Source organism: Virgibacillus sediminis (assembly GCF_042643265.1).
GTDB classification, from domain to species: Bacteria; Bacillota; Bacilli; order Bacillales; family Amphibacillaceae; genus Virgibacillus_O; species Virgibacillus_O sediminis.
In genome coordinates, this window is the sequence record NZ_JBHRRZ010000015.1 from 1 (window position 1) to 21,095 (window position 21,095).

A 21,095-nucleotide genomic window follows, 5' to 3' on the forward strand; every position below is an offset into this window, starting at 1 on the left:
TGGTGTGACCCCCAATAGTTGGAGTTTTATTAGGCAACGATTAGATCGGTATGAAGTCGGTATTGAAGTGGGCTCATGCCGATCAATCTTCCTTTAATACGTTGGTTATTGTAATAATAAATATATTCTTCCACTTTACTTTTTAATTCTTCGTAGGTACAGAGAGGTTCCCCATGATATATTTCTTGCTTCAGGATACCAAAGAAGCTTTCTACAGGCGCATTGTCTATACAATTCCCCTTACGTGACATGCTTTGGAACACTTTGTGCTTCTTAAGTTTTTTCACCCATTTATCGTGTTGGTAATGCCAACCTTGATCAGTATGAATGGTTGTTCTATACGTTGCGTTTTTGATGATATCCAGGGTTTCTTCCAGTGGTTCTAATGCAAAATCTAAGGTGGGACTGTTACTAACACCATAAGATAATATTTCTCCGTTAAACAAATCCAAAACTGGATTGAGATATAATTTCTTCCCGCCTAAACATTTAAATTCAGTAATGTCTGTCGATAATTTTTGAAGCGGGATAGATGTGTTGAAACGGCGCTTCATGCGATTCTTGGCTACTTTACCTACTGTTCCTTTATAAGCATTATACTTTCTTGATTTTCTACCAAATTTCGTACATTTTATATCCAGCACTTTCATGAGACGCTGAACCCTTTTATAATTGATGGTATGTCCATCGAGCCTCAATTCGTCTGTGATTCTACGATAACCGTAACTACCGTTATGTTCCTCAAATTTAGCTTGAATAAGCTCTTTCATTTCCGCATCGGGGTCTACATTTTCTTTTAAAGCCTTCCCATGATAATGATAGCTAGATTCAGGTATACCAACTATTTTTAAGACATCTTTTAGTCGGAATTCTTTTTTGAGTTCGAGTGATAACGCTGCTTGTGCTTTTCTAGAAAGGATTCCGGATCTTCCTGAAAAGACCGCAACTTTTTTAAGTATGCCACCTCTAAACGTAAAAGTTCATTTTCTCTTTCTAATTTGTGAAGAGATTCTTCTTTATTATTTAGTTTTTTCTTCGCTTCATTATTAGGTTTGTCAGCCATAGAAAGCAGTCCCCTCTGTTTATCCAGGGCTCCCAAATTGCCTTCAAGGAATGTTTTTCGCCACCTGGAAATCTTAGATGGGTTCTTTATTCCAAACTGAAGTGCTGTGTCGGATACGGAAGCACCTGTGCTCTTCATAAAGCTTAATACATCTAACTTGAATTGAACAGAGTAAACGCTTTGTTTTTGTTCATTTTGTACTAATTTACTTGCTCCATGGTACTTATAAATCCTTACCCAACCCCGAAGTGTAGTCGGTGGTACTTCATATTTTTCCGCTAACCGCCTATAACTTAAATTCCCTTCAAGATACTCTTTTGCGACCTTTAACTTAAACTTTTCACTGTATTTTTCCATAAACCTAACCCCCATAAATTATTTTTACTCTAACTTATGGGGGTCAGGTCAAAAGCGAAGCATATTTCCGAAGCGAATCTCTCAGCTATCCAAAATTTCTAAGTTAGTTCCCAGTTCCCCCCTTCAAATCCTCTCCCTTATACTTCGGTACACTTCATCATCCCCCATACCCGACAATAACGGCACACCATCAATCACATTTTCCTTCATATGATCCGGCACGATGGTAGTGGATACGATAAAATCATAGTCTTTCTGTTTATCGACCGCTTCCGCAACTTTCCCTTGATGCAGCTCCACCTGGTCATTCAAATTTTCCTGCACCAGCCATTTCTTCAACTTTTCGATGACGATGGTGGATGTAGCAATTCCGGTACCGCAAATGACTAACACTTTTTTCATGTTTCTTCTCCCCTGTTTTTAAATTTATTGATGTAAATTAATCCGACAAGCACACTGATGCCGATCAGGCCGATTCCGTACCAGCTCAGCAATTTTCCAAGCCCGGTAAATACGATCGTTGTCCAGACTGCTCCATCAACCAGTGCGGAGATGCTTGCATGACCCCCCATGTCGAAATCAGCGGCCATCGCCATTTCGGTGAATAATGGAGCGATCCATGTGGCAATGTATAATCCTACAGCTATGTAAATGGTGGCTGCGATGACCGTCCGGATCAGGTTTCCCTTGAACACGGGGACCATCAAGCAGATCAAAAATGGGATGGTTGCCAAATCACCGAACGGCAGCACCGTGTTTCCAGGCAGGACAACTGCCAGAAATAAGGTAATTGGGATCAACAATAAGGAAGCAGACAACACAGCCGGATGCCCAACGGCCAGTGCACTGTCCATACCGATATAGAGGTCCCGATCCGGGAATTTTTCCTTCATTAAATTACCGGCCGCCTCGGAGATCGGATTCAGACCTTCCATTAATAATTTGACCATCTTAGGCATCAGGAACAGGATGGCGGCTGTCTGTATGGCCAGCTGCATAGCGTCCTTGATGCTGTATGCCGCCAGCATTCCGATGATGAAACCGAAAACTAGCCCCAAGACACTTGAATCTCCCAGAATCCCGAACCGTTTTTGGATGGCATCCGGGTCCGCCTTGAGCCTGTTGAATCCTGGAACCCGGTCAAACATGGCATTGAGCGGCTTTGCCAAAAAATAGGACGGGGCAGAAGCGGCATGCGGGAAGGTCAGCTGTTTAAAACCGAAATAGGCTTGAATATCCGCTGCCAGCAGATCTCCTAATAATAAAATGACTAATACATGAACGGCAATCGTAAACAGGCCTAACGCAAAATCATTGGTGATGGCAAAGACAAGCGATCCTGTAAATGCCACATGCCAATAATTCCAGATATCCACATTCAATGTTTTTGTTAATCCCGCTGCCAGCAGTAAAAGATTCACCCCAATCCCAATCGGCACGGCAAGACTGCCAAGCGCGGTTCCATAGGAGATGGCTGCGGCTGCCGGCCAGCCGACATCAATCGTCTGAAGTTCAAAGCCGAAATGGCCGACCATCGATTGTGCAGCTGGTCCCAGACTGGTCGTCAAAAGCTCAATGACCAGATTCAAGCCGACAAAGCCGATCCCTACCATAAGCCCGGCAAGGAATGCATCCTTTAGTTTGGTGCCAAGTGCCAAGGCAAAAATGAAAATGATGATGGGAAGCATCACACTGGCTCCCAAGTCGACAAACCATTCAAACACGCCCAACATGCTCCCTCCCGTTTATCTGTCGTTGTAATAATAGCTCTGGCCCATGGCGGAGCATTTTTTATTTGTCCCAGTACCTTCACGCTTGTTCATTCATCCTAAATAGCGGTGGTACAGCGTTTTGGCATGCTGGGCATCATTCGTTCCATGAACCAGTACCCGTCCGTCTTGAAACATGACGAAGCGGTATGGATCCTTCTTGAAGGATAAAAGGAACTCATTATGCTTCACTTCGGCCATTTTGGAAAGATTGGCGGCCACTTCTTGTAAATTCCTCTTCTCCCTTGATACCGGCCGGATCTGGACGGTATCTCTTCCGCACAGCACCGCCGTTTTTGTCTGGCTTTCATAGTCCAGAAATGGAAATGTTGGTGCCTGTCCGCATGACAGACAGCTGTCATCTTTCAGGGCCGCAACGTCCATGGCAGACTGCTGATTGGACCAGATGTCAAAGGAAATCAGTTTTTTCCTCAATGCCTCCCGATTCCCTGTGAGTATTTTCAATGCTTCCGCCGACTGGTGGGAGACAACGAGCTGGACAACAGGGCTAATAATCCCCACCGTATCACAGGTGGCCCCATCCATCGGCACCCGTTTCATCAGGCAATGCAGGCATGGTGATTCCTCCGGGATAATCGTATAGCTGAGGCCATAGCTGCCGACAACCGCTCCATAGATCCAAGGAATGCCATACTTTTGCGCGGTATCATTGATGATCATGCGAATATCAAAGTTGTCGGTGGCATCGATAATGAGATCCACCCCATCAATGAGCCGGCTCATTTCTACCGGGGTGACATCGAGAATTTCCGCTTCAATGTCCACTTCCCTGTTGATGGATTCCAATCTCTTTTTCGCGGCAACTGCTTTAGGAATTTCATTGGCTGCATCTTCTTCGGTGTACAGCTGTTGGCGCTGCAGATTGCTCCATTCCACATAATCACGGTCGGCAATCGTCACTTTCCCCACACCGGCCCGGACCAATATCTCGGCATTACTCGTGCCAAGTGCCCCAGCACCAATCAGCAGCACATGTTTTTCCTTCAACTGATCCTGCCCTTCCTGGCCGATAGGGGAAAATAGAATCTGCCGGGAATATCGATCGTTCATTAGACACTGATCCCTTCTACCGGGCTGCTTGCCGTTGCATAGCGTTTTTGCGGAATCCGCCCTGCCTGGAATCCTAGCCGCCCCGCCTCGATCGCGAGCTTCATGGCCTCGGCCATTTTAACAGGATCCTTCGCGCCAGAAACGGCCGTGTTCAGTAATATGCCATCCGCCCCGAGCTCCATCGCAGTCACTGCATCCTTGGGAGAGCCGATGCCGGCATCCACGATCACTGGCACATTTGCCTGCTCGATGATCAAGCTTAAGTTGAGCGGATTGACGATGCCTTGTCCGGAGCCGATCGGACTGGCTCCAGGCATGATGGCATGCGCACCAAGCTCCTCCAGTCTTCGGGCCAGGACCACATCATCTGATGTATATGGAAGGACGATGAACCCTTCTTCCAACAATTGCTCTGTTGCACGAAGGGTCTCCACCGGGTCAGGCAGCAATGTCTTGTCGCACCCAATCACTTCTACCTTGACCATGTCGCAAAGCCCGGATGCTTTAGCCAGTTTGGCCGTCCGGACAGCTTCCTCGGCAGTCTTGGCACCTGCTGTGTTCGGCAGCAGGTCGTATTGAGCAAGGTCCAGCTTTTCCAAAAAGTTCGGCTGGTCCGGTTCAAACACATCCATCCGGCGCACCGAAAATGTCAGTATTTCTGTTTCAGACACCTCGATAGCTTCTTTCTGTATATCAAAATTCGGATATTTCCCTGTTCCCAAAAGCAATCGTGAATTGAATTCTTTTTCTCCAATCTTAAGCATATCAGCCACCTCCTACAAAATTTACCAGTTCAATTTTATCCCCATCAGCGACTTTCCTCGTCGGATGGGCATCCCTGTCCAGAATTTCTCCATTGTGCTCGACAATAACAACCGGTTGGTTTGTGAAAAAATAGGAAACTACATCTGCAATGGTGTCTACATTGGCAGGTAATTGAAGCTCGTTCCCATTGACTAGCAGATTCATATATTTACCTCCTTGTAAGGCAGTCTATCTACTCGAAACCTGTCATCCGCCTTCTTACCTTCTACCAGGTCGGCCATCCATAGCCCTGTTATTGGCGCCAATAACATCCCATTCCGATAGTGGCCAGTTGCAAGGAACAGGCCACTGATTGACGGATGCTCTCCGAGATATGGCAGCCCATCCCCTGTTTGCGGCCGGATGCCTGCCCAGCACTTTTCCCACTTGGCTTCTTTTAAGCGCGGGATAATCTCCATGGCCGAGTCCATCATTTGATGAAGCGACTCCAATTGGACGGATTCGTCAAAAGTGCCGGGTTGCTCCGTTGCACCAATAATCAATCTGCCGCCTGCTTTCGGTACGATATAGCCCGAAGAGGAAAAAATGCTCGATGTGACCAGCTGGCTATGGTGCCGGACGGAAAAGCATTCCCCTTTAACCGGGTGGGCATCCAAGGAGAGGCCGATTTTTTCAATGAGTTGCCTGCTCCAGGCACCTCCGGCCACAATGACGGAATCGGCATGGAAAGTACCTGCTCCCGTCTGTACACCGGAGATCTTGCCATCATCCTCGATAAACGCGACAACCTCTGTATACTCCATAAATTCTGTACCGAGAACAGCTGCCGACCGTGCCAATGCTTCGGTCAAGAGCGGTGGTGAGATCTGGCCGTCGTTCGGCATGTACAAACCGCCGATAACAGCGCTGGAAATCTCGGGTTCCTTTTCTTTCACCTGCACTGCATCCAGATATTCGGCTGTTTCACCCATTGCCTGCTGATAGGCGGCCGCTGCCTCCAGCTCGGCCATTTCCCGTTCCGATCGAGCCACCCGGAGGATCCCGCTTTGGATAAGTTCTATATCGATATGGGAAAGCTCTCTCAGCTCTTCGGCCAACTCCGGGAATATAGCCCTGCTTTCCTTTGCCATCGAAAGCAGCGGACTGTCTTCCTTGATTTCATTCTGCGCCCCCAGCATGCCTGCCGCGGCACTGGAAGCTTTTTGGCCGATTCTATCCTTTTCCACCACCAATACGCGGTGTCCACGCTTGCTCAGCTGAAATGCAATCGAACAGCCAATCACTCCTCCTCCGACAACAATGGAATCATACTGTTTGTTCATCTTCAGCCACCCTTCTTATTTCCTCCTTGTATGCTTTAGCTTTTTTTACTGGATCCTCAGCGAGCAGAACACCAGACAATACGGCAATTCCGCTTGCCCCGTTCTGAATGGTCCCCCGGGTGTTTTCAGGTGTAATGCCGCCAATTGCAATTACGGGAACAGAGGCACCTCGCACAACTTGGCGGAGTCCTGTGAGTCCCTTGGGTGCCAACCCGGGCTTCGAAGAGGTGGGATATACGTGGCCGAACAACAAATAGTCGGCACCTTGGTCCGCAGCGGAAACAGCTTCTTTCACGGAATGGACGGAACAGCCAATCGACAAATGGCCAAAAGCGCTGCGGACGGAGGAGACATCGATACTGTGATGGGCTAATTGCACTCCCCTCACTCCCGTGACATGTGCGACATCTGTACGATTGTTGACCACGATTTTTTCTGGCGGTATTCCTTTGGACTGCAGCAATTCAATGGCTTCAACCATGTCCCGGTCGGACCACGCTTTTTCCCGGAGATGGAATACATCTACATATTCATTTATTTCTGCGGCAATCGATGCAAATGTTTCCGGTGATTGGCGGCCGGTCGAGATGATATGCAATTCTCCTCGCTTTTTGCCATGATCGGTCTGATTGTCCATAGGCAGCAACTCCTTCAGAAATTCTGATCAACTAAAAAAACCACTTTCCTGGATCAGGGAAAGTGGTTGGAACGACAAAAATAGGCTGCCGATTCGTTCACTTCCCTACGCCGGCCTCAACCGTATCAGGTTCAAAGAGTCCCAAAGTCCATACTTTGATCTCAGCCTTTTTGAAAGGCACCCCTAGTGAATGGTTATTATTTAATTGATAATTCCAATTTTAACATCTGCGAGTGAATTGTCAATAGTCGAAAAATTATCTCGCCCCAACACTGGAAAAAAACTCATCTGCCAACCAGCCACATCTCTCTAAAGCAAACCAATAAATATTATCAGACTTTCTGGGCATATTAAGTGGGAACAACTCCAATCTGAAAGGATTAGATTATATACTTATGGAAACCGAACACAATATTCGTCTCACATCACCGGAAATCGCTTCCCTGTGGACTGCCTATATGAACAACAGCATGTCTTATTGCATCCTGAAGTATTTTAAAGAAAAGACGCAGGACACAGAAATCAGGTCAGTAATCGAACTTGCTATGGAATTTTCTGAATCGATCCTGAATGACATCAAAGCCATTTACGAAAAGGAAAACCATGCCATCCCTGTCGCTTTTAATGTGAGCGAGGATGTCAATCTGCATGCGCCCGCACTATATACGGATATATTCCACCTGAGGTTCGTTCATAATATGGCGAAGCATGGCATGACCTCTTATGGGGCTTCTTTTGCCGGAAGTTCACGTCCGGATATGATGGAACTTAACTCTAAGGCCATCGACCTGACAAGAAAGTTATATATCGAGTCATTACAGCTTGCGTTAGAGAAAGGATTATATAACAGAGCTGCTTCGATTCCGATACCAGATCAAGTCGAGTTTGTGGAAAAGCAGGGGTATTTGACAGGATGGTTTGGTGAAAGGCGGCCGATGAATGCCATAGAAATCATGCATTTCTATAATAACATGGACCGAAATGCTGTCGGAAAAGCACTGCTGTTAGGTTTCGCCCAAACGAGCGGCTTGAAAGAGATAAGCAATTATATGGTCAGAGGAGTGCATATCGCCAGCAAGGTTGTGGAGTTTATGGCAAATATATTATCACAGGAGAACCTGTCACAATCACCGACCTTGGATTCAGAAGTTCTCAAATCGACCACGCCTCCGTTTTCGGATAAATTGATGATGTATCAGGTATCCATGTTATCCGGATTGTCACTGGGCTATTATGGGGTAGCATTAGGAACGGTCGCCAGGCGTGATTTAGGGTCAAAATTCATCCGTATTTTGTTGGAAGGTGTCCAATATGCAGAAGATGGGGCCAACCTCATGATTGAACATGGCTGGATGGAAAAGCCTCCTGCTTCCATTGACAACATTGAAATTGCCAAAACGAAAAGGAAATAGCGAACATACCGGGTGCTTGGAAAAATGCAAGAGGAGGAAATGCTGGGCCTGCGTTTCCTCCTCTCGTTGGTTGAAGAGGGTGTGGGATATAATTCTCGGTTTTGAACAACTGACGGCAAGGTCGAGATGGGACAAAACTAAACTGTATAACTCAAAAGGCGAACAATGCACTGAATTAGCGGAGGAAATATACGCAGACTCCTACGGGAGGAAAGGCCTAGATGAGACACCGAAGTGCGTAGCACTCGGGGGCTCAGCAGCCGCCCGTGGAAAGCGAAGTTATCATGAACGAAACTAGCTCCTATTCGTAACAACGTAGGTTAATTTGGTAATACTGAATTACTAACCAATGCCAAATCAGAGCTATAATACGAAAGGNTTTCTACGGGCGGCTGCTGAGCCTCCGAGTGCTATCGCACTTCGGGGTCTCACCTAGGCCTTCCCCCCCCCGTTGGAGTCTACGTATATTTCCTCAGCTAATTCAGTTCATTGTTCACCTTTTGAGTAAAGCAATTTAGTTTTGTCCCAACCCCCCTCATTTTTTACTAACCCAATACATCTTCTGCAATATTTACAGCATGATCTCCGATGCGTTCCAGGTTACTGATCATATCGACAAATACGATGCCAGCTGTTCCTGTGCATAACCCCTCATTCATACGAATGATGTGCTTTTTGCGATAATCCCTTTCCATATCATCAATCTGGTCCTCTTTTTGTACGACAGCAAGAGCTTCTTCCCTATCCATATTGTTTAACGCCTTGATTGCCTGCTTGACTGTCAATATGGTCAAATCAAACATATTATTAAGGTCCTGCATTGCCTGTTCAGTCAAATACACTTTATGCGATTTTTTATAGTCAACCAATTCAATGATATTCTCAAAGTGATCCCCAATCCGTTCAATATCGCGTACGGAGTCCATTAAAGCTGTATGCCGGGCGCTATCCGCTTCCGACAGCGATTCAGCAGAAATGTTCACAAGATAATTGGTAATTTCCTTGTCAAGATTATTCAAGGCGCCTTCAATCTGCATCGCAATTTCGGAGTGTTTCTGCAGATTTGTTGTCAGGTATAGATTCGTCTCTTCCAAACCTTTTGCAGCATAGTCCCCCATATGGACAACCTCTTCTCTTGCCTGGTCCAATGCCAGTGTGGAAGACTGCTGGATAAAGATGGGATCGAGGTGTTTCGGCTTATATTCAACCATAACATCCTCACCTGGAATCAATTTCGTTGCAAACCACGCCAATGCTCCAATGAATGGGAACTGAATGATCACATTCGCAATATTGAAGCTTCCATGCGCGAAAGCGATAGTCATTTCCGGCGTCAGCTCCAACTGGGCCTGCAGAAAATCGATAAACTGTGTGTAAAAGCCCAGCAAGGTCAGAACTATAACCGTACCGATCAAGTTGAAAGTGACATGGGTCAGTGCCGCTCTTTTAGCTGCTACAGAAGCTCCCAATGAGGCTAGTACAGCTGTAATTGTTGTTCCAATATTATCTCCGAACAATACCGGCAATGCAGCATCCAATGAGATTGCCCCTTGTGAAAACAGACCCTGGAGCACACCAATGGTCGCAGAGGAGCTTTGTACTATTACAGTGAAAACCGTACCAATGACCACACCAAGGATCGGATTGGAACTCATACTTACCGTTAAATCTTGGAAAGCCTGCAATTCACGTAATGGAGACATACCACTGCTCATGAATTCCAGTCCTAAGAATAAAGCACCAAAGCCGAAGATGGTCTGGCCGATATGGTTAACTTTAGAGTTTTTAAAAAAGAAAAGAAGAAAAGAACCCACCGCCACTATTGGCAGAGCATACTCACCAATATCAATACCGATAATGAATGCAGTAACCGTTGTACCTATATTCGCTCCCATAATCACGCCGATAGCCTGTCTAAAGGACATGAACCCGGCATTTACCAGCCCAATTGTCAGTACTGTCGTACCGGTACTGGACTGTATCAATATAGTGACAACAATACCAGCAAGCACTCCCATAAATGGATTGCTGGTAAACCTGTCAAGAATGTCTCGGAGTCGATCACCTGCTGTTTTTTGCAGTCCGTCTCCCATATACTTGATACCTAGAAGGAATATACCCAGCCCTCCAATGAATTCAAAAATCAGCGTTTGCACATCAATATCCAAAATTTATACCTGCCCTTCAAAGTCGAAGTTTGTCACATGCCTCTACTATTATTAAATGAACTTTAGGTTTTTGTAAAGATATTAAAAGAAACTTAACATTAAATTTACAATCTTTTTTTCCTAGAAGGTATCTTTGTCTATTCACTTCCCAAATATTTCCTCTCTTACCCTGGTATATCCATAAAAACCGCTGATCTTCCGCTTAGCTGTGTACGGGTAGGTACGGAAATGAAAGAGTTCTCTCTAACCGTTGCCGCTTAAGCTCCCCCGTGAGATCCTCCCCACAGATGAAGTAGAGCCACTAATAGAAAACCCTTATGGAACCCACTCCATAAAGGTTTTCTGGCTAATCTGCCACTTTTTCCACTAGTATCTTTGTGCCATCGACATGTACGACTCTCACTGTGGCACCTTTTTCTATCCATCGGCCGTCAGATACCGCACTATAGTCCTTATTGCCAATTCTTATGGTACCGACCGGCCGTAATGTATTTAGGGTGACGCCTTCCAATCCAACCATTTTTTCATATTCCTTATTCATGGAACTATATCCGGCTTCTTTGGTTAATTGATCAGTAAGGGCTATCTTCGTCCACATCTCTCTTCGTTTGAAGGCTTTTAAAAAGAAAAGTGATCCGCCTGCTCCAACCAACACACCTAATACAGCATATAGGCCGGTTACAAAGTCTGGCGCCGCCAGGGCAACAGAAATCAACATGGCCGAGAGCCCAAGGGTTGCCAACGTCCCATCATTGACGACCTTGCCGTCAAGGACGATAAGGAATAAACCGACAAAATAAATAATAAGCATAAGGATAAACGAGCTCGTTTCCACATATGCTGAAAAGTAGACAGTTATAAACCCAAGACCCAAGAGAGCAAAAAGCCCTCGTGCATTAACCAGAACTTCACCTATTAAAAATAATGTTCCGAGAAAGGTAATAACAAAGCTTATCCATGATAGATCAAATATATCCATTCAATTTCCCTCCTCTTTTTCTAAATGTATTAAACCGCTCGTCACACAAAAGGGGTGAAATTTATGTATTTTGCAAAAAGAGGTTTTGTTTACATTATTATTATGCTTCTGTGTTTAAGTATATATCAAGATTTATTATCTGGTAAATCTAATCATCCCGAAAAGGAGGATATCCTTTATACGGATGAGCTGGCAGAGTATAAAGTTGTTCAAAGGAAAGTAGGGTCCGGTGATACTATACTTTCTGTGGTTGAGAACATTAACGGCGGCCGTACCGAATCTTTGGATATAGACCAGATTATGGATGATTGGAGGACAATGAACCCATCCAGTGACCCTTATACCCTCATTCCCTCCAACTATTACTATTTCCCACTTTATCAAGAGAATTAAAAAGGAGGCTGATTCACAGATCAGCCTCCTTTTTCTACACGAAGGGCAATATGAAAAGGGTGATTAAAATGGAGATTGCACCAGCAGCGATTGCTATATTGCCCAGAGAGTCTGCTCCGCGACTTCTGGAAATAAAGCCTAAAACAATCCCTGCACCGCCTAATATCACTGGCCAGATAAAAAAGGAAATGACTGATAGTGCAATTCCAATCCAACCATACATGCTATTGACCTCGTCCTCATTCGCTTGATTATCATCCAACACATTATCTGCGGTAAATTCCTCAGCATATTCTTCGTTTCGGGAACTATCCGGCTCAATGCCGATAAAATCCTGATTTTTTCGGGTTTCTCCATGGTTTTCACCATGTTCGGGTGGAGTCTCAACTCCGTTCCTGGTATCTCGAGGATCCATTTATCGTACCTCCTTTTCTTTCTTATTGAGGTGCGGTCATAGTTTATGGATTTTCAGCCTTTCTAATGATGTTACATTCTGGAAGCGGCCTGCTGTAGAACATTTGCCGAGTTCTGCATATAGTAAAAAAGAAATCATTATAAAAGGAGTATGTATATGTCCGAATTTATCGCTCAGCTGATTCGTAATAAGCTAAGACAGCTTACAGCTGAGGAAATAGGCCGGTATGGAGCACAATATGGATTCAACATTACTAAAGCGCAAGCAAACCAGATCGCTGATTATTTAAGGAAACATTCATATGATCCATTTAATGCCACAGATCGCCGGAGAATGTGGAAGGAGCTTGCTAAGATTACCGATCAAGCAACCGCACAAAAAGCACAGCGGTTATTCCATGAAATCATCCGCTCTTATGGTGTAGAACATTTATTTGAGAAATAAGAAAAAGGAATAACACAGGTAGTGTTATTCCTTTTTCTTATGCCTGGGCAATTTTTTCTTTCAAGCTGCTGTCGAAATTCCCTTCACGCAGCATATCAATTTCAAACTTATATGGTGGCTTTTTATTTTTTTTATCCTCACCAACAAAAGGTGTTTCCAATATCTTCGGCAGATTCTCCAATTGAGGGTGATTAATGACGTAATGTAGCGCCTCAAAGCCGATATGGCCAAATCCTATATTTTCATGGCGGTCTTTATGGGCTCCGCGCTCATTTTTACTGTCATTAACATGGATGACTTTCAGGCGGTCCAGCCCAATAATTTTATCAAATTCATTAAGGACTCCGTCAAAGTCATTGACAATATCATATCCAGCATCATGAATATGACAGGTATCCAGACAAATGGACAATTTATCATTTTCAGTCACTCCGTCAATAATCTTCGCGAGTTCATCGAATGTACGGCCTACTTCAGACCCCTTGCCGGCCATCGTTTCCAACGCTATCTGTACATCTCCGTCCTTTTCCAGAACTTCATTCAGACCTTCAATTATTTTACGGATACCGATTTCTGCACCTGCTCCAACATGGGAACCAGGATGAAGAACAATCTGGCTGGAGCCTAATGCAACCGTACGATCCATTTCACTCCGAAGAAAATCTACACCAAGCTCAAATGTCTCTGGCTTTACGGAATTCCCTATATTAATAATATAAGGTGCGTGGACCACTATATCTTCCATTCCATTCGTTTCCATATGTTTTTTGCCTTCTGTGATGTTCAATTCCTCAATTGGTTTCCTCCTTGTGTTTTGCGGGGCACCGGTATAAATCATAAATGTATTTGCCCCGTAGGAAGCCGCCTGTTCACTGGAACCAAGCAGCATTTTCTTCCCATTCATGGATACATGTGATCCTATTCTTAACAATGTGTACACCTCTCCTGCAATGTGCTATTTATGACGTTTATTCTTTTTAGCCAACTGCCTTTTAATTGACTCTTGCTGCCTTTGCATCTTTTTCTTATAGCCTGGCTTTACTTGTTTCTTTTTCTTTACTCGTTTCCACGCTTCTTTATCCATATCGGTGGTAACTTTCGTCCGGAGGTTTCTCTCGTTCCATGGTTTTGCCTCATGCCATTCTCCATTTTTTACATCTGTATAAATGAAGTTCAACCCTTTATCCTCCAGCTTTTCGATAAGCTTTACATCATTTTCTCCATATAGACTGACTGCAGTCCCCTCCATCCCTGCTCTTGCAGTCCTTCCTACACGGTGAATATAAAAGTCTTCCTCTTTCGGCAGCTGTGCATTTATGACATGACTGACTCCCTTAATGTCAATACCCCTGGCAGCTAGATCGGTAGCTACCACATATTGGAATTTCAGATTCTGAATATCCTTCAATACCCGCTTCCGTTCGCGAGGGGAGAGCCCTCCATGTATGAGGCCGGGTTGAAGTCCTCTCTCTAAAAGGGAATTAGCCAATTGATTGGCAGCTTCCTTTCCGTTTGCAAAGATAATTGCCAGATATGGATGGATGGTTTGGGATATTTCATATATTATATCAGCTGGATCACGATGCCTTACATCGATCAGCCGATGTTCCATTTTTTCTGGAGAAAAATGGTCGTCTATTTTTACATAATAAGGGTTCTCCAGGTATTTCTTGAAAAAGTGTTCTAAGCGTTGTGGGATAGTAGCGGAAAAAACAAGCAGTTGAACACCAGGGTTCGATCGGACCAATAGTTGGTCTACATCATTTATAAAACCCAAGTCCAGCATCAAGTCAGCTTCATCAATGACAAAAGAACGAGCTGTATAAATGGAAACAGCTTCCTCTTTTACTAAGTCCAATATTCTTCCAGGAGTTCCCACTATAATGTGAGGAGGCTGTTTTAATTTCTCGGCCATTTTCTGTTTGTCTGTCCCTCCAACCAGAAGTTTGGCTGTCCAGGTATGCTCTTTATCGGAAAACCGAATGATTTTCCTGACTTCATCATAAATCTGGGTTGCCAGTTCACGGGTAGGAGCAGTGATAACAAATTGAACTTCCCGTTTATCCTCCTCCAATTTATTAAAAAGAGGCAGCAAGTATGCATGCGTCTTCCCTGATCCGGTCCTAGAATGCCCGATCACACTTTTTCCTTCTAACGCCGCAGGAATTACTTCTTGTTGAATTTCTGTTGGCTTTCTGAATTGGAGGCCCCGGATAATTTGCTCCATCATCGGCTGAAATGAAAAATCTCTAAAATTATTGTCTGTCATCAGTTATACTCCTTTTTTAAAGCTGTTGAAAGATTAATCAGAGGAATTGGAATGGTTCTGTTTCCTTTTCAGAAATGAAAACATCGATATTTGCGAGTTCATCATCTAAATAATTTTTCACTGCCCCTTTCATGATCTGTTCTATATGATGCCCAGGATCAATAACAGAAAGTCCCATTTCCATAGCATCTTGAGCCATATGGAAAGTCATATCACCTGTGATATAAACATCTGCGCCTTTTTGTTTGGCCGCATGAATGTATTTTTCCCCGCTTCCTCCAAGTACCGCTGCCTTTTTCACCTTTCTGTTCAGATCACCTGTCACTCGAAGGCCCTCCAACCCGAAAGCATCCTTCACCTTAGCACAGAGTTCACGCAAACTCATCTCACTTGCTAAATTACCAACCCTGCCAATGCCAATAGCCTCTCCCGGGTTCTCGAGTGGAAAAATATCATACGCAGGCTCTTCATATGGATGTGCGTCTATTACTGCATCAATAACTTGGTCTGTTTTTTCTTCTGGCATGATCGTTTCAATTTTCATTTCCTTCGCAAATTCCAGTTCATTGTGTTTGCCGATATATGGGTTTGTACCTTCTAACGGTTTAAACGTTCCCACACCATGGGTCTGGAAAGTACAATGACTATAGTTTCCGATATGGCCAGCTCCTGCCTTATGGAAGGCATTCCGAATGTCATCTGCATGGGACTCAGGCACATAAACAGCCATCTTCAAATAACGCTGCCTACCTGTTTCGACTAACACCTCATCCGGATGGACGCTTAGCGCTTCACATAACAAATCATTAATCCCCCCGTGAGCCGCATCCAAGTTTGTGTGTGCAGCATAGACAGATATGTCATGCTGAATAAGCTTCTTTACCACCCTTCCTTTAGGAGTACTGGTGTCTATCTCTTTTAACTCCTTAAACAGCAAGGGGTGATGGGCGATAATCAGGTCAGCACCTTTTTCAATTGCTTCGTCCACTACCGATTCCAGAACATCCAATGTAACCATTATTTTTTTGACTTCTTTATGGGGCGAACCCACTTGCAAACCTACATTATCCCAGTCATAAGCCAATTGTTTCGGAGTCCATTTCTCAATCAATTCAAAAATGTCGCTACAGAATGTGGTCATCTTCCAAGTACCTCCCTTATCCAAGCTGATTCCATTTCGAATTGGCTAATCTTATCCATATTTTTCTCACTGGCTTTTTTCATCTCATCGATGACTCTTTCAAGCTTGGCCAATTCATGTTCCCATTTATAATAAAAGGCAGATGGCTTTTTCTCTAACAAAATTGGCCCAAACAACAGTTGCTGTTCCAATAACTCCTCTTCAAAGGGGTCTTCCGCGTATTTATCAGCTGCAAGTACCTCATAAATATGCCCATTTTCCTCAACAATCTGTTCATCTACAATCATATAGTTATTTCTTCTGAGCCATCTGCGTACATTTCGGGCGTTGACATTCGGTTGGGCAATGATTCTCTCTACGGTACCAAGTTTATCTATCCCTTTCTGGAGAATGGACTGGATCAAAGAGCCGCCCATCCCAGCAATAACTATCTGATTTACTTCATTAGGACTGAGAACTTCCAACCCGTCACCTAGCCGTACATCCACTTTATTTGTCAGCCCATGAAATTTTACGGTAGATACGGCACTGTTATAAGGGCCCACTCTTACTTCACCCGCAACCGCCCTAGCTTGATCATCCTTCTGACATATGTAGCATGGCAGATAGGCATGGTCAGAACCTATATCTGCAAAGACCGCCCCTGCAGGTAGATAGGAAGCCGCCGTTTTCAATCTTTCCGATAAGTTGATTCTATTACCCATAAAAATTCTCCACTTCCTAAGATCGTCTTTCTATATAGAATTTGTAAAAATTCCAGTTATAACACATGATTGTGCAGAAAAAGAAAAGCTTTCTGTTTGAGCAGAAAGCTTTTCTTTTGCATGGGGTAATAAGAATTCCATTCTGCTCTACACATGGAGAGAGCCATAGATTTCCCCTGCATCCGGTTCCCACCGGTTTTTAAGTATATGAATCACTTTATTGATACTCTTCTGCCAGCCATTGGGAAAGAACCTCGGCTTGCGGTTCGGTAGCCATCCCTGCCGGCATGCTTCCCTGACCGTTAATGATGATATCCTTAATTTCCTCTTGAGAAAGCCTGCTTCCCACTTCTGTCAGATCAGGGCCTGCTCCCCCTGACAGGTCTGCACCATGGCAGCTTGCACAGTTTGCTTCAAAAATCGCAGCTGGGTCAGCGGTAGTTTCCCCTTCTCCTGATTCTTCAGCATTTCCTTCTGATTCTTCTGTTTGCTCCCCGTTATGCTCTTCTTGGATTGCTTCTCTTTGATTCACACCAATCAGAGAAAAGACAATGACGGTGAGAATCCCGGCAACAGCAATAATTGCATAAGGGATTACTGGATTTTTCATAATGATTCCTCCTTATGTATTTCCCCAATTTGTACTGCATTATAAGACTATATATATTTTACTCCAAAATCTCAAGAGTTTAAAGAAAAAAGGCAGGAAAAAGCAAAATTATGTAAGTTTTTACCACCTTACAGCTTGACCTTGACGGATAGACCATACCATTATGACAATTAAACTTATTTAAACAATCCTCACCCAAGGATTTGCAAAATGAGGAGAGATTAAGTAAAATATAGACAAACGATGAAAACGGTAACACAAAGAGCAGTCCAGCCTCACCTGCTGGTGAAACTGACTGGACCTGCTATAGAAAAAGCCATTGAACACTACAGAGTGTGCAATGACTCCTAATTTAATCAAGAAAATCTTTTAGACGTTTGCTGCGGCTTGGATGACGAAGTTTGCGAAGCGCTTTAGCCTCAATTTGGCGGATCCGTTCCCTGGTAACGCCAAACACTTTGCCAACCTCTTCCAAAGTACGAGTCCGTCCATCATCAAGGCCGAACCGTAATCGAAGAACATTCTCTTCCCTGTCAGTCAGCGTATCCAATACGTCTTCCAACTGTTCTTTTAAAAGTTCATAGGAAGCATGATCAGATGGAGAGACTGCTTCTTGATCCTCAATGAAATCACCGAGATGGGAATCATCTTCCTCACCAATAGGCGTTTCCAAAGAAACAGGCTCCTGGGCAATTTTCAGGATATCCCTAACTTTATCCGGTGACAATTCCATCTCTTCACCGATTTCTTCTGGGGTCGGTTCTCTGCCAAGATCCTGCAGCAATTGCCTTTGTACTCTGATCAATTTATTGATGGTCTCCACCATATGGACAGGTATTCGGATAGTCCTTGCCTGGTCGGCAATTGCCCGGGTGATGGCTTGACGAATCCACCAAGTTGCATACGTACTGAATTTGAACCCTTTCCGATAGTCAAATTTTTCCACTGCCTTAATCAGGCCCATGTTTCCTTCCTGAATCAAATCAAGAAAAAGCATGCCACGCCCTACATACCTTTTGGCAATACTTACCACAAGACGAAGGTTTGCTTCCGCCAACCGGCGCTTAGCTTCTTCATCTCCCTTTTCGATACGGGTGGCAAGATCAATTTCTTCTGCAGCAGACAGAAGATCAACACGGCCAATTTCTTTCAGATACATCCGTACGGGGTCATTAATCTTTATTCCTAACGGGACACTTAGATCATTTAGGTTGAATTCCTCTTCTTTCGCAATTTGCTGCATGTTCGGATCTTCTTCCGATTCACCAATAATTTCCACACCTTGTTCTCCCAGGTACTCATAAAACTCATCCATTTGGTCAGATTCCAATTCAAAACTGGATAAGCGGTCTGCCACTTCTTCATATGCCAAAACACCGCGTTTTTTACCCATCTCAAGCAATTGCTCTTTTGCTTGATCAAGCGTAAGCTCGGTTGCGTTTTGTTTTACTTGTGAAGATTTGTTTTCGGCCATGAGTTCCCCTCCTTCCAGACTACTTTATAGATCAGTTGGTATTCTTCAACTGTTTTTGAATTTCGATAATTTGCATGGCAATTTGGGCGGCTTTAAGCGGATCATTTTGCTGCTCTGCCAATCTTTGCTGTTCCTTTAGTGCTTTGATACTCATCCTGTCACCGGATTCGGAGAGGATGGTTCGTATATAATCGTTAACTTCTCTGTCACTGATATCGTCTTTCACAGGAAGCATGGAAATCTCTGCTACGACCTGTCTGGCCTTCTCATCATCAAGCCTTTCCATGAAGAGGCCCGGGTCTGCAGTATGCCCTTCTTCATAAAAAGCATACAGATGGGTAGCAATGATTTTATGAACATCCAGATTGAATGCGGCCCCTATTTCCTCCTGCACCTTTTCTGCAATGTAAGAGTTTTGCAACATGTAGGAGATAAGCTGTCTTTCTGCATTCTGGAAAGCCGGCAAAAGTCTTTTTCTGCTGTGGAACGACGGCTCTGCTTTCTTATTAGTATTACTGTACTTCTCTCTCTTATCCTCCCGGCTGCCGCTTTTCTGCCTATATTGATGGATTTCTTCGGTCAAGGTATCCATGGATATATTATATTCATTGCTGAGCTCTTTAAGATAATATTCCCGTTCCACTGGACTGTCAATCACCGCAACCTGCCGAAGCACGGTTTCTACATATTTTATACGGTCTCCTTCAAGGCTGAGATTAAAGTCTTTTTTTACATACCGCATGTAGAAGCCCATAAAGGTGGTGCTCGGTTTAATGACCTGATCTATAAAAGCTTCTCCCCCATACTGCCGGATAAAGCTGTCGGGATCCATATCCTCGGATAACCGGGCAATTTTAACATAAGCGCCGACATTCTGAAGCAGCTGGGCTGCCTTATAAGTAGCATCCATGCCCGCTCTGTCTCCGTCATAACAGAGTATCACCGTGTCGACATAGCGTTTGAGCAGCTTTGCTTGACTATCCGTCAAGGAAGTGCCCAATGTAGCTATTCCGTTTTTGACACCAGCCTGATATGCTGAGATTACATCCATGGATCCTTCAAATAAGACGGCCTCATTCTCTTTCCGGATATGTTTCTTGGCCAAGTCAAAATTAAACAAGGTCTTTCCTTTTCGGAAAAGTTCACTCTCTGCACTATGCAGATATTTCGGCCCTTGTCCATTGATCGCACGGCCATTAAAAGCAATCGTTTTTCCCAGATGATTACGTATAGGAAAAATGACCCTGCCACTGAAACGGTCACTTACACTATTATCATCTTTCTGGGATAGTAAACCTGCTTTCACCATTAATTGCTGGTGAAACCCCTTTTTTTCAAGAAACTCCGTAGTGAAATCCGTTATGTTCGGTGCGAAACCCAGTTGAAAGGTGTCAATGGTATCATCGTGGAGCCCTCTTTCTTTCAGATAAGTATATCCTTCTTTACCGTCCTTTGTATGACGGAGCAAATGGTGATAAAGCTTTGCAAGCCATTCATATGCTGAAAGAATGCTCTGACTCTCCGTGGAGAGGGACGTTTCCTTTCGAATGCCCTCTTCCGGTAACTGAACACCGCTCCTGTCTGCCAGGTGTTTTAAAGCTTCATAAAAAGAATAGCTTTCCATTTCCATTAGAAAAGTTACAACATTACCGCCTTTTCCACAGCCAAAACAATGAAAAATCTGTTTTTCCTGAGTTACCGAAAAGGAAGGTGTCTTTTCTCCATGAAAAGGACATAGACCAAAGTAATTTCTGCCTTGCTTCTTTAATTGAACATACTCACCAATGACATCGACAATATCGTTCGCCTTTCGAACCTCTTCAATTACCTCATCAGGAACCTGATTGGCCATAATAACCACCATACTATACTATTATTCAAGATGTTTGAAGAAAATCCTTCTTTATTCGACAATTTTCTTCTTTATGTGCGAAAAACTTATGGACATCCCTTCAGTTGTTTTTAAGGTTGTGTTAATAGCAGTCTTACCCAAAGTCTATATTTTCAAAAGGTCGAGCTTTTGGGCGTTTGCAGAAAGCTTATACACCTTAATTCTACATGAAACGATGAAATTCCTTCTTGCTGATGAATGTTTTATTTTT

General features: G+C 44.0%; 22 protein-coding genes and 1 riboswitch. Of the genes, 3 read left to right on the forward strand and 19 right to left on the reverse strand.

Annotation, left to right across the window (positions count from 1 at the left end):
• Positions 1-29 precede the first annotated feature (29 nt).
• The 9 genes from ACFODW_RS08395 to tenI form a co-directional block, all read right to left on the reverse strand.
• Entirely contained in the window at positions 30-959 is a 930-nt protein-coding gene (locus tag ACFODW_RS08395) for an IS3 family transposase (RefSeq protein WP_390305979.1), read from the reverse strand.
• Positions 860-1,420: a helix-turn-helix domain-containing protein gene (locus tag ACFODW_RS08400; protein ID WP_390305240.1), complete on the reverse strand. Its 561-nt coding sequence runs from the start codon at positions 1,418-1,420 to the stop codon at positions 860-862. The genes ACFODW_RS08395 and ACFODW_RS08400 overlap by 100 nt, the downstream gene beginning before the upstream one ends.
• A 123-nt stretch (positions 1,421-1,543) precedes the next feature.
• Positions 1,544-1,822 carry a PTS sugar transporter subunit IIB gene (locus tag ACFODW_RS08405; RefSeq protein WP_390305242.1) on the reverse strand — a complete coding sequence of 93 codons (279 nt, stop codon included), beginning with the start codon at positions 1,820-1,822 and terminating at the stop codon, positions 1,544-1,546.
• The gene (locus tag ACFODW_RS08410; protein WP_449366163.1) at positions 1,819-3,144 is read right to left on the reverse strand and encodes a PTS galactitol transporter subunit IIC; all 1,326 of its coding nucleotides are present in this window, start codon (positions 3,142-3,144) and stop codon (positions 1,819-1,821) included. The genes ACFODW_RS08405 and ACFODW_RS08410 overlap by 4 nt, the downstream gene beginning before the upstream one ends.
• A gap of 99 nt (positions 3,145-3,243) precedes the next feature.
• Positions 3,244-4,260 carry a thiazole biosynthesis adenylyltransferase ThiF gene (locus ACFODW_RS08415; protein ID WP_390305246.1) on the reverse strand — a complete coding sequence of 339 codons (1,017 nt, stop codon included), beginning with the start codon at positions 4,258-4,260 and terminating at the stop codon, positions 3,244-3,246.
• Entirely contained in the window at positions 4,260-5,024 is a 765-nt protein-coding gene (locus ACFODW_RS08420; RefSeq protein WP_390305249.1) for a thiazole synthase, read from the reverse strand. The genes ACFODW_RS08415 and ACFODW_RS08420 overlap by 1 nt, the downstream gene beginning before the upstream one ends.
• Position 5,025: 1 nt before the next feature.
• Positions 5,026-5,229 carry a sulfur carrier protein ThiS gene (gene thiS / locus ACFODW_RS08425; RefSeq protein ID WP_390305251.1) on the reverse strand — a complete coding sequence of 68 codons (204 nt, stop codon included), beginning with the start codon at positions 5,227-5,229 and terminating at the stop codon, positions 5,026-5,028.
• Positions 5,226-6,347 carry a glycine oxidase ThiO gene (gene thiO, locus ACFODW_RS08430; protein ID WP_390305253.1) on the reverse strand — a complete coding sequence of 374 codons (1,122 nt, stop codon included), beginning with the start codon at positions 6,345-6,347 and terminating at the stop codon, positions 5,226-5,228. The genes thiS and thiO overlap by 4 nt, the downstream gene beginning before the upstream one ends.
• On the reverse strand, positions 6,331-6,984 hold the full coding sequence (gene tenI / locus ACFODW_RS08435; protein WP_390305255.1) for a thiazole tautomerase TenI: 654 nt from the start codon (positions 6,982-6,984) through the stop codon (positions 6,331-6,333). The genes thiO and tenI overlap by 17 nt, the downstream gene beginning before the upstream one ends.
• 85 nt (positions 6,985-7,069) lie before the next feature.
• A riboswitch (TPP riboswitch) is annotated at positions 7,070-7,179 on the reverse strand.
• A 200-nt stretch (positions 7,180-7,379) separates the two neighbouring features.
• Here tenI and ACFODW_RS08440 point away from each other — a divergent pair.
• Positions 7,380-8,396 carry a DUF3231 family protein gene (locus ACFODW_RS08440; protein WP_390305258.1) on the forward strand — a complete coding sequence of 339 codons (1,017 nt, stop codon included), beginning with the start codon at positions 7,380-7,382 and terminating at the stop codon, positions 8,394-8,396.
• A gap of 545 nt (positions 8,397-8,941) precedes the next feature.
• Here ACFODW_RS08440 and ACFODW_RS08445 read toward each other — a convergent pair.
• Together ACFODW_RS08445 and ACFODW_RS08450 are read right to left on the reverse strand one after the other, a co-directional pair.
• Entirely contained in the window at positions 8,942-10,564 is a 1,623-nt protein-coding gene (locus tag ACFODW_RS08445) for a Na/Pi cotransporter family protein (protein WP_390305260.1), read from the reverse strand.
• Between the two features lie 346 nt (positions 10,565-10,910).
• Positions 10,911-11,543 carry an NfeD family protein gene (locus ACFODW_RS08450; RefSeq protein WP_390305262.1) on the reverse strand — a complete coding sequence of 211 codons (633 nt, stop codon included), beginning with the start codon at positions 11,541-11,543 and terminating at the stop codon, positions 10,911-10,913.
• 63 nt (positions 11,544-11,606) lie between these two features.
• Here ACFODW_RS08450 and ACFODW_RS08455 point away from each other — a divergent pair, with 63 nt between their 5' ends.
• The gene (locus tag ACFODW_RS08455; protein WP_390305263.1) at positions 11,607-11,936 is read left to right on the forward strand and encodes a hypothetical protein; all 330 of its coding nucleotides are present in this window, start codon (positions 11,607-11,609) and stop codon (positions 11,934-11,936) included.
• A 34-nt stretch (positions 11,937-11,970) separates the two neighbouring features.
• Here the strand turns inward: ACFODW_RS08455 and ACFODW_RS08460 are convergent, their stop codons facing one another.
• A complete protein-coding gene (locus ACFODW_RS08460; protein WP_390305265.1) occupies positions 11,971-12,351 on the reverse strand; it encodes a hypothetical protein in 381 nt (126 codons plus the stop codon).
• A gap of 156 nt (positions 12,352-12,507) precedes the next feature.
• On the opposite strand from ACFODW_RS08460, the gene ACFODW_RS08465 reads away from it, so the two are divergent.
• The gene (locus ACFODW_RS08465; RefSeq protein WP_390305268.1) at positions 12,508-12,795 is read left to right on the forward strand and encodes a DUF2624 domain-containing protein; all 288 of its coding nucleotides are present in this window, start codon (positions 12,508-12,510) and stop codon (positions 12,793-12,795) included.
• 37 nt (positions 12,796-12,832) lie between these two features.
• Here the strand turns inward: ACFODW_RS08465 and ACFODW_RS08470 are convergent, their stop codons facing one another.
• The 7 genes from ACFODW_RS08470 to dnaG form a co-directional block, all read right to left on the reverse strand.
• Entirely contained in the window at positions 12,833-13,726 is an 894-nt protein-coding gene (locus tag ACFODW_RS08470) for a deoxyribonuclease IV (RefSeq protein ID WP_390305271.1), read from the reverse strand.
• A 24-nt stretch (positions 13,727-13,750) separates the two neighbouring features.
• On the reverse strand, positions 13,751-15,064 hold the full coding sequence (locus tag ACFODW_RS08475; RefSeq protein ID WP_390305277.1) for a DEAD/DEAH box helicase: 1,314 nt from the start codon (positions 15,062-15,064) through the stop codon (positions 13,751-13,753).
• Positions 15,065-15,101: 37 nt separating this feature from the next.
• Positions 15,102-16,205 carry a Nif3-like dinuclear metal center hexameric protein gene (locus ACFODW_RS08480; protein ID WP_390305279.1) on the reverse strand — a complete coding sequence of 368 codons (1,104 nt, stop codon included), beginning with the start codon at positions 16,203-16,205 and terminating at the stop codon, positions 15,102-15,104.
• Positions 16,202-16,909, reverse strand: a complete 708-nt coding sequence (locus ACFODW_RS08485) for a tRNA (adenine(22)-N(1))-methyltransferase (protein WP_390305282.1) — start codon at positions 16,907-16,909, stop codon at positions 16,202-16,204. The genes ACFODW_RS08480 and ACFODW_RS08485 overlap by 4 nt, the downstream gene beginning before the upstream one ends.
• A 217-nt stretch (positions 16,910-17,126) precedes the next feature.
• Positions 17,127-17,519 (reverse strand): cytochrome c550, encoded by a 393-nt coding sequence (gene cccA, locus ACFODW_RS08490; RefSeq protein WP_390305284.1) that lies wholly within the window; start codon positions 17,517-17,519, stop codon positions 17,127-17,129.
• A 352-nt stretch (positions 17,520-17,871) separates the two neighbouring features.
• Positions 17,872-18,993: an RNA polymerase sigma factor RpoD gene (gene rpoD, locus ACFODW_RS08495; RefSeq protein ID WP_390305287.1), complete on the reverse strand. Its 1,122-nt coding sequence runs from the start codon at positions 18,991-18,993 to the stop codon at positions 17,872-17,874.
• Positions 18,994-19,024: 31 nt separating this feature from the next.
• Positions 19,025-20,845: a DNA primase gene (gene dnaG, locus ACFODW_RS08500; protein ID WP_390305291.1), complete on the reverse strand. Its 1,821-nt coding sequence runs from the start codon at positions 20,843-20,845 to the stop codon at positions 19,025-19,027.
• Positions 20,846-21,095: the final 250 nt, after the last annotated feature.